Annotated in this window: 7 protein-coding genes; all 7 read right to left on the reverse strand. The window is 59.2% G+C overall.

Annotated features, from left to right (window positions below):
- Positions 1-267 (reverse strand): hypothetical protein (locus tag HY011_14830; GenBank protein MBI3424203.1); only part of this gene is annotated, 267 nt, incomplete at its 3' end.
- A gap of 11 nt (positions 268-278) precedes the next feature.
- Positions 279-4421: a hypothetical protein gene (locus HY011_14835; protein MBI3424204.1), complete on the reverse strand. Its 4143-nt coding sequence runs from the start codon at positions 4419-4421 to the stop codon at positions 279-281.
- Between the two features lie 413 nt (positions 4422-4834).
- On the reverse strand, positions 4835-7747 hold the full coding sequence (locus HY011_14840; GenBank protein MBI3424205.1) for a putative Ig domain-containing protein: 2913 nt from the start codon (positions 7745-7747) through the stop codon (positions 4835-4837).
- Between the two features lie 374 nt (positions 7748-8121).
- Positions 8122-9150 carry a rod shape-determining protein gene (locus HY011_14845; GenBank protein MBI3424206.1) on the reverse strand — a complete coding sequence of 343 codons (1029 nt, stop codon included), beginning with the start codon at positions 9148-9150 and terminating at the stop codon, positions 8122-8124.
- Between the two features lie 81 nt (positions 9151-9231).
- Positions 9232-10104 (reverse strand): metallophosphoesterase, encoded by an 873-nt coding sequence (locus tag HY011_14850; protein ID MBI3424207.1) that lies wholly within the window; start codon positions 10102-10104, stop codon positions 9232-9234.
- 378 nt (positions 10105-10482) lie between these two features.
- Positions 10483-11817: a hypothetical protein gene (locus tag HY011_14855; GenBank protein ID MBI3424208.1), complete on the reverse strand. Its 1335-nt coding sequence runs from the start codon at positions 11815-11817 to the stop codon at positions 10483-10485.
- Positions 11818-12303: 486 nt separating this feature from the next.
- The coding region (locus HY011_14860) for a hypothetical protein (protein MBI3424209.1) at positions 12304-14216 on the reverse strand (1913 nt) is incomplete at its 5' end.

Below are 14216 nucleotides of genomic sequence, written 5' to 3' on the forward strand. Positions count from 1 at the left end.
AAGGGCCTGATTGCTCGCGCCGAATTTATTGAAGACCAGTTCGGCGTCATTGATGTTGTCATTCGTCAAATCCTGCACTTCCGCCGCCGCGCCCAACGGATCGAACTCGGTCTTGGTCAGTGTGTTCCCGCTGCTGTTCACTTGCAGCCGCTTGGTCGCATAGGGATCGTAGTGTGTCCAGACCGTGCTGTTCGTGTAACCCTGCGCGACATACTCGCCGCCCGCGTAGGCATAGGTTGAGCTGACGCCGTCTGTATTGTCGAGCACGATCTGTCCGCCTAAGATGGACGAGCGCACCTCGCACTTGGTGCTGATGACGCTGCCCGCTGAAGTATAGCTGACCACTTTACTTCTTGTCCATTGCCGTCATAGAAATACTCTTTGCGGGCCGTGCCAGCGCCCTTGCTGATTTTAGTTATGGCGTTGCGCGCGTCGTAGTCGGATTGCACTCCATCGTGCAAGGTAACGTTGCCGGCGGCGTCGTATTGCCAGGCAGCGGCTGTGTTACGATTGTTGACGTAGGTGGCAGTGTAATTCTGCGGATTGCTGTTGGCGTTATAGCGCCCATTCATGTTACTCCACACATCGAATTGATAGGTGTGGTTGAAAATGGTGTTGCTGGACGCAGTCAGCCGGCCCTCGTGATCATAACTGAATGAACGATTGTAGTTGCCCACGAAATTGTCCAGCGCCGTTTGCACACGCCCGTCGTTCTGGTAGTTGTAAGTCAGGCTCAGCTTGCCCGGCATATTGAATTGCGAGACTTCCATACGAATACTGTAACCGAGGTCCTTGCTCAGTCCGTTGCCATAATTCAGGTGTTTCAATCCTCCCCAAGCGCGATAACTCAGCCCGGAAACAAGTTGCGTAACACCGGCGAACCCGCTAGGCGTGGCACCGCTCAGCCGGCCCGCTTTGTCGAATTGATAGTTGACGGTCTGACCGGTCGAGGTGCTGATGCTTTTCAATTCACCCGCCAGGTTGTAAACGTAGCTGAGTTGGTAAGTGGTGGCGAGTCCGTTGAAGGTGCGCGTCTCCGACTGCAACCGGCTCAGCGTGTCGTATATGTAAGCTACGTTGCCTGGCCCATCACTCATCGAGGTGCGATTGCCTGCCGCATCATAGCCGATTGTGACATTTGGCGTCGCCCCTACCCCGGCGGGCACGCCATACGTGATGCTGGTTACTAACTGGCGGTTGTTATAGCCATACGTGCTGCTCGCGCCGCGCGCATCGGTCATCGTCTGCACCGTATCGTCGGCGAAGTAGCTATAAGTCGTTGGCGCGCTCTCAATCGGCAGCTTGCGCTGGTATAGACGCCCGTGCCCGTCATAACTCAAGTCGGTCTTCTGGCAGGTCGCCGAGGGGCAAGCCTCGGTGCCCGTCGCGTTGCCGCTGTATTCTTTCACAGTGGCGATTTGGTCGCGCACATTGTAGGTGTTGATCGTGGTCGAATAAACGCTAGCGTCCCAATTCAGCACCTGCGTTTTAGTCACGCGCCCTAACACATCGTGATAAACAACTTGCTTGTGGCGGCGCGGCTGGCCGCTGACCAGCACACCATCGCCTTCATCGCAGATCGTTTCAACCTGCCCGCCCGCACAACCACAACCCGCGTAACTGATAGTCCTGGTCGTGGTGTCCTGATTGGTCGTTACCAACGGGCGACTTTTCCAATCATACGTTTGATAACTCCAGGCCCAACCCGCCACGTCGTCACCCGCCGGATTCCACGTCGAACCATTCATTTCCGCTGGATTGGATTGCTGATACACCCGACCCATGTTGTCGTAGCCGGTGTATTGCCCTTTGTAACCCGTCGTGCTGCCCGGATGGTCGCTGGCGCTGGCCCGCGTGCGTCCGTGCCCGTCAAAGGTGGTGATGGAATAGAACTCGGTTGCATCATTGATGGTGCTGTAAGACTGCACGAAATTGTGATTGGGGTCGAAGGTGTAGCGCGTATACGCCCCGTTGGTTTCGTTGAGCACCTTCCACATGCGCCCCATGCCATCGTAATCGCGCCGCACTATTGCGCCTTTGGGGTCGGTCGTGCGCCGCACATCGCCCCGGTCGAAATGGTATTCGATGGTCGAGGTGAAACCATCCGGATCGGTGCTGCTGCCGAGGTAGGCGTATGTGTTCGGGCGGGTCTCCGGGTATCCGGCATCGGTCAGATAGGTGCCGTTGTAAGTGAACGTCGTCTGGGTTTGCGGGATGTTCTGGAGGTCGCGCGGGTTTTTCGTATAAGCCGGGTTGCCCGTGATGTAATAGCCGGTTTTATTCTCGACGTAACTGCTGTCAGTGACATTGTAGCGGCGCAGTGTGGTGACATTGCCACGATAGCTGAAGGTCAGGCCGTAATTGCCCGCGCTGCTGTTGCCGCTGCCGGTGCTGTCGTGCCTAATCGGCAGCGTGGGGTGCGCCTGCAAATAGCCGGCTTCGTCATAAACGTATTGCACTTTGGCTTGCAGCGCGCCGCTGCCGTCATACAAGGCGCGTTCGGTCGGCAAGCCGATGAGGCGGCGGCTCAGGTACTGACCGTTGACATTGTAAAAGGTCAGCGTCTGGCGCAAGACCGTCGTGGCGTCGGCGTTGTATTCGGTCACATAAGACGGCAGGTTATAGGTGTAATCCCAATACTCGATGTAGGTGCGGCGGCGATTGTTTGCCTCGTCATAAATATTGGTTTCGTTTACGCGGGGATTGAGTTGATAAAGCGTCCCGGTATTTTCCCAAGACAGTGTCGTCCATTTTTTCTTTATACCGCCCGACCACGTTTCAGTTAGAACGGTCAGCCCGCGTTTCCAAGCGTTGTTAGATGGGGTGTAATCAGCGAACACTACGCGCTGTGTCGTACCGTCTGGTGTCGTGACTTTGCCTACCAAGTGACTGGCCGTCCACGGGCAGGTGGTATCCGAAAAGCAGAAGTTGGTGTCATAGCCCGCCGTCGGACTCCAATCCACCGCCCAATCGGTGCGTTTGGTGAAGCGCGGGCAATCGGTGGGCGCGCCGCCGCTGGCAGGCAGGTCATAGGCTATCCAATTGCGCAGATTGCTATTCGCGCCTCTGCGCTCAATGCGCGTGACCTGGCCGTAGGTGTTGTATTGAAAGTTGAAGCGCGTGCCATCCAGGAAATTGATCTGATACAGCACCGGTTCGTATTGGCCGCTCGTGACGTTCTCTAACGTCAAACCTGAGAAGGCCGGGTAAAGCTGAAAGCTGTTGTCGTAACTAAACGTCACCAGCGTTTTGGTGAGATTGTCCCAGCTTTGCGTGATCGTTTGCAGATCGTTATACGCGCCGTAATTGAAAGTGACGACGCGCCCCAGCGTATCGGTAATCGTGCTGTAAAGACCGGCGGCGTTATAGCTGACCGTGATCAAATTGCCATTGCGATCTTTGATGTCGAGCGTCGCGCCGTAGGTATAGGTCGTGCCGTCGGTCGTGGTCAGCACCGGATAGCCCGACCCGTTGAAGGTCAAGCGCGTCAGGCTGCCATCGCGCGCGTCATAAGTGTTCGTGCCATTGGCGCGCAATTCGACGACCCGGCCTGTGGGCGTGAACATCTGGTAGGAAATGAGGTTAGTTTGCGTGTTGAGATACGGCCCCTGAAACGTCGGGAAGCCCAGATGGAACCCGGCGCTCGGCCAACTCCAATCGTGATCGAAGCGCATCTGTGTGCCGAGTCTCAGCCAGACCAGCGAATTGTAAGAGAGTGTGAGATTCAAATCGTGACCGGCACGGCCCGGCAAACTGACCAGCGGCAGGTTCCAATTGTAATTGCCGGAATAGAGGTCTTCGCCGCCCGTGCCCGTGCGATTGATTTCATCCACGCGCGCGGTTTCCCAATTCGTTGCGCCTTGCACGGCGGCGGGGAAAAAGGAACTGGCGTAGGCGCGCGGCAACGACTTGGCTGTTTTGTCTCGGCGCGGCGCTTGATTTATTGCAGCGTAAGACGCGGGCGTCACGTCGAGTTGTTCTCCACGACGAGGCGCAAGCAAAGCCTCCACTGCGGGCAAGCGTCGGCTGTCCGGTTTCGCCTGCCAGTCAAAGACGCGCGCCCACAGCCCGCGAAACTGCTCGTAATGCGGCGCAAGGCCGATTTTCTTCTCTTTGGTTTCTTTGCAAAGGCGGTCGCGCATACGGCAGCGCGTCGCGGCAACGGGCGGCGGCAATATGACCTCGGGTTGCATTTCATCACGGGCGCCCGCCGCCTTGGTCTGGTCAAGGTTGGGCAGATTGGGGCCGGGCGCGCCTTTGGTACGCGGGCCATCTTGATTGGCGTTCGGGTTGTTCTGCCCTTTGACACGCGCGTCAAAAGGCAAGCCCGCCAAAATCAGAATGAAACAAAGTGTCAACGTGCTGTAACGCATGGCCCGCGCATGGGCGGCCCGTGCATGGGTGGAACGCTTCGCTGGCATAAGGCGGCCTCCTGCAATCGGCTAAAGTTCGGCGTTAGGGCTTGAGTCGAACCGGGTTACTTGAAATCGTTTTTTTTGGGCTTGGGAGAGTTACCGACAGCGCGCACGGTACTTCAATTGCAGGGGGGGGGCGTCAAGCAAAAAAATCGGCAGGCGGGGTAAGCGCAAGAGTTCAAAGCGAAAAAACAAAGAGCCGCAACGACGCTTTGTCATGGCGGCTCCGGCTGGTTTGTTCTCTTTGGAAAACTGATTGCGAGTTGTCGCCTATCTCATCAGGGTCTATTCATTCGCGCACCAAGTAGGCTGTCCGGTTGTCCGACAAGCTGCCAGCTTGTTGTGGGTGTGGCAGTAAACCCAATGGCTCGTCAGCCGAGGTGCCGACAAGCTGGCAGCTTGTCGGACACTTTCCGATCTCATCTGGTGGGCACCGGCACATCGCCATACTGCCCGTGTCCTTGAATCAGGAACGAGCCATCCGTGCTGCGAATGGCGGCCCACGTCCCCGTCGTCGGTCGCCAGATCGCAATGTCCGCCTTGCCGTCGCCGTCGAAATCGCCCGGCGTGGGGATGTCGAAATATGGCGCATAGTTCGCTCCGAAGAATTTCAGCATCGGCGCGCCTGGTGTGGCGCTGGGGCGGATGTACCAGATCGTATCGCCGCCGCGCCAGATGGCTAGGTCAGTCTTGCCGTCGCCATCATAATCGGCCTGCACCGGCACGTCGCTGTAAGGCGCAAAGCCCGCGCCCCATTGAATGATCTGCTGGCCGCCCGTGCTCAACAACAAATGCCAGTTGCCGGTGCTGGGCCGCCAGACGGCGAAATCAGTGATACCGTCGCCATCGTAATCGCCCGGCACCGGCGTATCGCCGCTCGTGCCCCAGGCTTGAATCACGTTGCCGCCGTCAGAACTCTTGCGCACAAAAAACGTGCCCGTGGTCGGACGCCAAACAGCCAGATCGGTCTTGCCATCGCCGTCATAATCGCCCGGCACCGGCACGTCGAAATACGGCGCGTAGTTGGCGCCATAGAATTGTAGGATAGCCTGTCCATCACCGCTCTTGCGGATGTACCAGATGGAATCTGCGCCGCGCCAGATGGCGTGGTCAATCTTGCCATCGCCGTCGTAATCGCCCGGCACGATGACGTCGTTGTAAGGCGCATAGCCCGCGCCCCACTGCGTCGTTTGCAGCGCGTTGTTGGAAGAATTGAGGGACAGCCAATTGCCATTGCCAGGCCGCCAGACGCTCAAATCGGTTTTGCCATCGCCATCAAAATCGGCGCGCACCAGCCGTCGCACCGTCAGTGACAGATTGCGCGTGCCCGTGCAGCCCGTGGCATCGGTGGCCGTGACCGTGAAGTTGAAGATGCCCGCCTGCCTGGGCGTGCCGCCGAGCGCGCCATTGGTCAGGGTCATGCCCGTTGGCAAAGCGCCCGCGCTCACCGCGAAAAGATAGGAGCCGGTTCCACCTGTCGCATTGATGGTCGTTGTTGCGTAAGGGCGATTGAGCAAGCCTGGCGGCAACGTCGTTGGATTGACGGTGATGACGGGACAGGCGATCACCAGCGTGTACGCTTGGGTGCCGGTGCAGCCGAACGCATCGGTGGCGCTGGCGGTAAAATTGAAGTTGCCTGCTTGCGCGGGTGTGCCGCTGAGCGCTCCATTCGCCGCGAGGCTCAAGCCGGTGGGCAAGGTTCCGGCGCTTAGGTTGAACGTATAAGGAGCTAGGCCGCCGCTGGCGCTGAGTGGTTGGCTATAGGCTGTTCCTGCGATGCCGTTGGGCAAAGTGTTGGGCGACAACGTGAGTGGGTTGCAAACCAGGGTGACCGTCCAGGTGCGCAGGCCCAGGCAGCCATTGGCGTCTTGCGCGCGCACCGTGAAGCTGAAACTGCCCGCGTGATTGGGCGTGCCGGTGAGCGCGCCGTTCGCATCCAGTGATAACCCACTCGGTAACGTTCCGCTCGCGAGGGCAAAGCTGTATGGCGCTACGCCGCCCGTGGCGGTCAGCGTCTGTGAGACGGGCATGCCGACGGTGGTGATCGGCAGCGTCTCGGGGCCGAGTGCGAGGGCCGGGCATAATTCAAACGTATAGGCCGCGCCCTGTGCGGCATTGCCGTTTTGCGTGCAGCCGGGGCTGCCGAGCAGAGCTGTGTTGCCGCTTTGCGCGAGGGCTTGTCCAAAGCTGTCATTGGCCGCGCCGTCGTCGGCAGTTTGGGTCAGCAACTGCGCCCAGGTTGTGCCGCCGCGCGTAAAGACATACGCCGCGCCTTGTGTCGCTAGGCTGCCGGGCGCACCGATGAGGGCGCGGTTGGCGTTTGATTCACTCAGCGAAACAGCAGCGCCAAAGGCATCAAAGGCTGCGCCCGCGCTGGCCGTCAGTTTTTGTTCCTGCGACCAGGTTGTGCCACTGCGCGTGAAGACATATGCCGCGCCGCGTTTCAAATTGCCGTTGGGCGCGCCGATCAGCGCGGTTTCGTTGCTGAGGGCGACAGCCAGACCGAAGTTGTCAGCCACTGCACCATCATTGGCAACCAGCTTTTGCTGTTGCGTCCAGGTCACTCCCGTGCGCGTGAACACATAAGCCGAACCGCGCAGCGTTTGGTTGTTGTGGTCGTCATCCGGCGCGCCAATCAGGGCGGTATTGCCCGCGAGTGCCAGGGCGCTGCCAAAGGCTGCGTGGGCCAGACCATCGCTGGCGTTGAGTTTTTGTTGTTGCGACCAACCTATACCGAGGCGCGTGAAAACGTAGGCCGCGCCTTGATTCCGATTCGCGCCCACCGTGCTGAGCGCGCCGATCAAGGCGGTATCACCGCTGAGGGCGACCGACCAGCCAAACAGATCGTTGGCCGCGCCGTCGCTGGCGCTGAGTTTTTGTTGCAGCGTCCAGATTGAATTGGTGCGTGTGAAGACATACGCCGCGCCGGTACTGGCGTTGCTTATGGCGCCAATCAGCGCGGTGTCGCCGTTGAGCGCGACCGACCAGCCGAAATTGTCATTGGCCGTCCCATCAGGCGCGTGCAGTTCTTGTTGTAGCGACCACACCGAACCGATGCGAACATAAACATACGCGCAACCCTGCTCGGCATTTTCGTTAGCGTCGCCGCCCGGCGCGCCAATCAGCGCGGTGTCGCCGCTGAGGGCGACGGCATTGCCGAATTGATCGCCCGCCGCGCCGGTGGCGGTGGTGAGTTTGAGAGTGGCGAGCGGCGCGCTGACGCGTTTAGCCGCGCGCGCTGGCCCCGGCTTCAGGCTGCACCACGTAGCGCCGCAGAGCAGCGTTAGCAACAAGGCCGGTGTAAATGTCTTCGATCTGGAGTAAGCCGTCATGCGTTTTCGCTTCAGGGAATTTCGTTATGCGGCCAGTCGGGGTGCGGCCTGTGCATTCCACCGGGGCGTTCAAAACAGATGGAAAAGTGCGAGATTGGCAGGGATGAAATTCAATCGCGCGCGAGCAAGACGCTGGCGTTTGGGCAAGAGCAGGGAACCAGCGACGGTACACAATATCGTCTTGGCACGGGAGCCTTGTCAACGATTTTAACTGCGGTGGGCCGTCATAGTTTGATTTGAAGAGAACTGAGCAGCCTTCGCAGGAGTAGCGCAACCCTGCCGAGGTTGCGCGGTCGCAGATGCTTCAAGCTGGGCTTCCAGTAGTTCAATGACGGAAGCTGCGCAACCTCGGCAGGGTTGCGCTACCTACGCCTTCAGTGCGCCCACACGCCGGTTTTCTCGCTAACCTGCAACATCTCCTGCGCGCCGCGAATCACGGCCCGCATCGGGTCGTAAGCAATGGTCAAATCCAGTTGCGTCGCCAGCGAGAGCCGTTCGGGCAGACCTTTGATCAGCGCGCCGCCGCCGGTCAGGTAAATGCCGCCTTCGATCACTTCGCAGGCAAGTTCGGGCGGCAGCATTTCAACAAAGGCCGCCAGCTTGTCCACGATCAGCTCGACCACGGATTCGGCGGCGAACAGTACGTCATAGCTGGTGACGGATAAACATACCGAGCGCCCGCTCAACAGGTCGGTGCCGGTGGTGATGAACTCGCGGTTTGCGTCTGTTTGATTGGCGATGCCGATTTCCTGGGTCAGGCGTTCGGCTTCGCGCGGGAAGAGCAGGACGCCGTAACGCGAGGCGACGTTCTGGCTGACGGCCCGGTGCAGATCGCCGCAAGCCACACGCAGGGTGCAGGTTTCGAGCAGTTCGCCCGAACGCACCACGGCGGCTTCGGTAATGCCCGCGCCGACCTCGACGATCAATTGCGCGTAAGCGGAACTGACATCCAACCCCGCGCCAATCGCGGCGGCCAGCGGTTTCGGCACCGTCGCCACTTCAGTCAACCCGGCGCGCTCCGCTGCTTCCAATAAGGCTTCGCGCTCGACTTCCGCGAGAGCAGTCGGTATGCAGGCCAGGGCGCGTTGCGGCATAAAGCCCAGGTGGCGAAAGCGATTCAGAAAGGCCCGCAGCAATGCTCCGGCGGCGTCCACATCCGTCACGACACCCGCGTGCAAGGGCGAAAAGAAAAAGGATTGCGGATCAACACTGGCGAGTTTGGCGGCGGTCAGGCCGAAAGCTTCGACCGCGTGGGTGTGCGGTTCGAGTTTGATAAGCGAGGGTTCGTCCACGATCAACCCGCGCCCGCGCGCAAATAACCGCGTATTCGCCGTCCCCAGGTCAATCGCCAGATCAGGCGGGGCGACCATCTTCCGTAAGCTGCCGAAATTGAGTATGGACATAAACGATGTTCTGAGCTGCCGCTGATGAGTGCTTCATCAGAGCCAGGAAATCAGGGTTTCGCTACAGCGCATAGGGGGAAGTCAGGGGGAAGAAAGTTGCAACAACGCAATTTCCGGCGGCACGCCAAACCGTACTGGCAGAATGCTGGTGCCCAAACCGGTCGTGACAAACAAACGCCGGTTGTTTTCCAGCACTAGACCGGCGGCATAACGTTGCCCGTAGGCCGAAGGAACGATCGGACGTCCCAGCCACGGAAACGCGCATTGACCGCCATGCGTGTGGCCCGCCAATGTCAAAATCACGTTTGGGGGAATGCGCGGAAAAAGATCAGGGTTGTGCGTCAGGGCTAATATCGGCGCCGCATCAGTCACTTTGGCAAAGGTGCCCGGCACATCCGGCTGGCCCGTCCATTCGTCGCTTAAACCCGCCAGCCAGAGTTTGCCGCCCTTCAACGAGATCGCGGCGACCTCGTTTTCCAAAACGAGGATGCCAACTTGTTCCAGGGAGCTTTTGACGCGGGCGGCACTATACCATTGATCGTGATTTCCCAAAACCGCGAAGACTCCGGCTTCGGCTTGCAGTTGGGCAAGCTCTTTTGCAATCAGCGCTGGCTCGACGAACTGGCCGCCCGCGACGCCCTGAATCACATAATCACCCAGCAAAAGAATCAGGTCTGGCTGTTGTGCATTGGTCAGCGCCACGATGCGGCGCAATTTGGCGAGGTTCATGTGCGGCGCGCCGATGTGCAAATCGGCCAGCGCCGCGATGCGCAAACCATTTAGCGGCCTGGGCCAATTTGGCAAAGCAAGTTGTGTTTCTCTGACGACCAGCCGATTCGGTTCAATCACAAAAGCCCAAACCGCCAACCCCGCCGCCAAGCCCGCCGCCAAGCCCACCGCCAGCAAGGCCAGCGTCAGGAAGCTGCGTTTGTAGCTGAGTTTGAAAGCCGCCATCAATCTCTGCCCGCCAGTTAAAAGACATTCTCGGAAAGAGGGCTGAACCACGGCACGGGGCACACAGGGGGAAGAAGGGGAAACACAAACTGATTCCGTCGCACGAACTCTGCTTGCACAGGTATTTTGCTTAGATCGGTTTTCATTTGCGTGTACGGTAGGCACACCGCGCTGGGACAGTACCGCGCGCGTGAGCAAGCGGCGCGTCAAGTATGGCAGACTGGCGCAACGACGTAAGCTCCGCTTGCTCACGCGCGCGGTACTGCCCCGCTGCGCAGCTTTTGCCCTACACCGAAGTGAAAACCGATCTAGGTTCCTCGTGCGCCCCGTGTGCCCCGTGTGCCCCGTGGTTCGTTCGCTGCTTAATTCAGCTAAGGTCTAACGAACCGAACGCGCAATGATGGCGCTCAGGGCGTCAATGGTGTCGCGCGTCCAATTCATCAATTCCGTAAACTTTTCTTGCTGATTGAATTCCGCCGAGACGCCGGTCAGCACGCCCAGCGTCATCAGGTTTGTCACCGGCCCGGCGGCGGCCCCCAGGAAATTGCGCGCCAGGATCATGCCGACCCCATACACGCCCAGCAGCGCCGTTTTGTAATTGCCGAGCACCCCGGCGTCGCCGCCACTGGCTTGTGCCGCATTGGCGCGGGCATTCTCGAATTCGGTTTTGCCTTGCCATGCAGCCGCGTCGAAATTCCCGCCGATGCGTTTGAACATGGTTTCAGCGCCCGCCAGGTCGCCATTGCGCACCAGCAATTTGGCGTGCTCGTTCAACGTCCTGGTGTCTATGCCGTAACTTTTTTCGAGGCTTTGAAAACCGTCTTTGGCATTGCCCAGCGAAAATCGCGTGGCGGCAAAACTTTCTTTGGGCGTGCGCGACAAGGCGTTTGTCGTGACCAGGAAGTAAAGCTGCTGCCCCGCCGCGCCACCCACTTCTTCAGCCACGCTTTGGGTGAACTCTTCGCTCTCGCCCGCCTCGCCATACCAGGTGGGCAGCAAGTAGGCGGCCTTGGCTTCGTGCAGGTGTTGATAGGCCGGTTCCAGACGCGCGCCTTCGTGATATAGCTCGTCGAATTTGGTTTTGTTCCAACCGGCCACGCGGCCCAATTCGAGCATGGCGGCGTATAGGTGCGGGTCTTTGGCTTCGGTGGCCTCGGCGGCCTTGAGGGCCTGTTCGCCGAGGACGATGCCTTCATTGATTTGCTGGCGGCGGTTGGGCGGCAGCTTGTCCAACTCGGCTTTGGTTTGCAGCGGTTCGGCGAATTGGGCGAAGTTGTCCACCATCGCAATCAGGGGCGTGGCCGAGGCCGGAAATTGTTTGGCCCACTTGTCCAACTTGCTCAAATTGCTTTGCCATCGCACGGGCGTTTGCTGCTCGGCGTAATTGGGCCGCAAGCCGCGATAAAAGGCGGTCAGCTTCCATTCACCGCCGGGCAATCGCTGTCCATTCGCGCGCAAGGTCGCCACCAGTTTTTCGAGTACGCCAAAATTTTCCTGCTCGAAATAACGATGCACTTCGGCGGCATAATCTTCGACCGGACGGCGCAAGGGGTCGCCTGCCTTCTGCTCTTCCGGGGGCGTCTGCCATAACGCAGCGATCTTGCCTTGCTTGAGTTGGGTGACGACTTCGGGCCGGTTTTTGTAAATGTGATTGGCGTAGGCCACGGTTATACAGAGCAAAAAGAGCACGGCCAATTTGAAATCGGAAAACATGTTTCCCGCCTGTGCCGCGCGTTTGTCCGCGCTGATTTTGGACGATGGGTTGGGCATGGCCTGTGCCCGCGGATTTCTGGCAAATCTCGGCATAAAAATCCTCAAGTGCTGATTGTGAAGGCGATGAGATAGGCAGGAAACCTGACTGGCCGAAGCAGGCGTAAGGGAAGGGCCGCTGCCGTGGCGCCGAAACGGTGTGTTGCAAGTTGCGTGAGCGGAACTCCGATGCGGTCATCCGAGCCGAATTGCACTCTCCAATACCTTCGCGTTACTAACACCCTGTCCTATCCCCGTGCTGTGCTCGCGCGGCGCGCATTATAGTCAGCGGCCCTCTTGGGGCAAAGTAAAATTTTGCTAGCCCTGGGTACGCACCGCTTCCAGCGTGCGGTTGTGGCAGCAGAGGTCTTCCTTCCGGTAGGGTTACTTCACATGCCAAGCCTGCACGCTGGAAGCGGTGCGTACCCAGGTTGCGTTTGTGCGTTGCCGTCACTTCAATTTCACGACGAGTTGATGCTTTTGGTAAGCCGCTGGCTCAGCCACACCCGGCGCGGTGAATTCAACCAGCTTCCAGCCGCCTTCCTCTTTGACGATGGCACCGCCTTCGATGGCAGTTATTGGGGCTTGGCTGCGCACGCGCGCCTGATAGTTCTGCTGCGCTATTCCTTCAAAGGCGACCGCCACGGTTTTGGCATCGGGCACCCGCGTGCCCATGATTTTTGCCGCGTGTGTCCGGTCGCCAATCTGGGGCGGCGTGAAGGGGAAATCCCATTCGACGCCGCAATCAAAAATGATCTCGATGGTGGCGCTACGCCGCAACAGCGTCTCGAAGCGGCAGAGCACGCCGCCCTCATTCTCGCCGACGGTGTACGCCAATTGTTTGCCATCCAGATTGACCCGGCGAATTTTGGAGAGCGGCGGCAACGTCGGCGCAAAAAGCAGCCGCAGTGGCTGGTCATCCTCTTTGCTGAAAATCAATTTGAGATTGGAAAGGCCGGTGCGCTGAAACTCCATTCCGACGCGGCTGCTGCCGATCAGCAGGTTGCGCACTTTCAATTTGTCCCAACCAGCAGGCAATTGCGGCGCAACGCGCAATTCGCGGTTCGGCGCATCCGCCGTCAAACCCAGCAGGCCGCGCACGAACGGTGTGATGAACGCGCTCGAAGAGAACAACTGATGCGGCACCGATTCATCCAGCGGGCGGTAATAATCGCCGGATAGAATCTCAGGATGCGCGCCCTGCGCTTGGGCAAAGGTCAGATGCGCCAGTTGGCGCAGATGCTGAAAGGCGGAATGCGCGCGTGCATAGCGGTATTCGCCCGCCGCGACAAAGCCGGTCAGGAACGGCCACACGCCGCCGTTGTTGTAAGCGATGGGGTCGTATGCCGGGCTGGCGTTGCTGAGCATCCGCGCGCCCCAATCGCTGCTCAGTTGCGCCGACGCCAAAGTATCCAACGTTTCGCCTGCGCGCTTGGCGTCGAACTGTCCGAAGAACAGCGGCACCGCAGCCCAGGCGGTGATCTCAGAGTTCAGCTTGCCGTTTTTGGTCAGCGCGTAGGCGTAGCGATTCGCCTGCGCATCCCAATAGCGTTCATTGATGGCGCTGGCCGCGCGTTTGTAGCGTTCATCCGCGACGGCGCGCAATTCCTGATCGCCCATTGCCGCGCTCAACTCGCGCATCGCCAGCGAGGCTTCCGTATTCGCCGCCGCCAGATAAATGTCTTGATGCAGATCGTTGAGCAGTGAACCAAGCTCCGAGGCGCCCAAACCCGCTTTCGAGTTTTCCAAAATACCATCGCCGTCGCTGTCGTTATCCAGGCAGAATTGATAGGCCTTTTTCAGCGGCTCCCACAATTCGGTGATGAACTGTTTGTCGCCGCTCTGGCGATAGAGGTTGTAAACCGCCGCGATATACAACGGCGTCGTATCGGCGTGGTAATAGGCATACGGATACTCATCGAACCATTTGATCTGCGCCGCGGCTTGCGAAATCTCGTGCGTGATCTTGCCGTCGGCGCGCTGGTATTTCGCCAGGAACTTGAAGGCCGCGCGCATCGCATCGAAATCGCTGTAACCGGTCATCGCATACGAATTGATCGCCGCATCGCCGCCAAAAAACCAGCCGAAGCCGGGCCGCGCGCCGCCGCCCGATGCACCCCAGCCCGCGACCAGGCCCAAGCCCAATTCCGGGTTGTCAATCATCCCTTTATCGAGCGCCGCTTTCGCCCATTCAAACGCCAGATTGAATTGCGGCTCAGGCGTCTCGACGCTCAACATCTCTTCGCGCAAATGGCGGTAATGGTTGAAGGTCTTTTGATATTGCTCGGCAACGGTTGCGGCGAGGCGCTGATAAAGCTCGATCACCGGCTGCCGCCCATTACCGCCGCCCGCGATGATGACGC

The sequence above is a fragment of the Acidobacteriota bacterium genome, from assembly GCA_016196035.1.
Classification (GTDB): Bacteria; Acidobacteriota; Blastocatellia; order RBC074; family RBC074; genus JACPYM01.